Raw genomic sequence first — 257 nt, forward strand, 5'->3', positions numbered from 1 at the left:
GGTTAATGGAAGTAAAGTCGTGATGGTGTCTGCTCTTGGAAATATTATCGGCTTAATGTTTTTATCTATATTGTCGATGGGTGGCCTCAGTGCAATACTCTTAGCATCTTCAACGTTATTCGCTGTCGTGAAAATAGTAGGATCCTTCTACCTTATGTATTTAGGCTTTCGTCAAATTTTTTCAAGTAATAAGAACTCAAAAGAACAATTGGAAATCATTAGTAATCGAACTTTATCGTCCTACTTTAGAGAAGGTT

The 257-nt window shown here is 35.4% G+C and carries 1 protein-coding gene; it reads left to right on the plus strand.

The features are described from left to right. Positions 1 to 257 (plus strand): LysE family transporter (locus BCU12_RS11465; protein ID WP_157939878.1); only part of this gene is annotated, 257 nt, incomplete at both ends.

This window comes from Vibrio sp. 10N.261.55.A7 (genome assembly GCF_002877365.1).
In the GTDB taxonomy this organism is placed as follows: domain Bacteria; phylum Pseudomonadota; class Gammaproteobacteria; order Enterobacterales; family Vibrionaceae; genus Vibrio.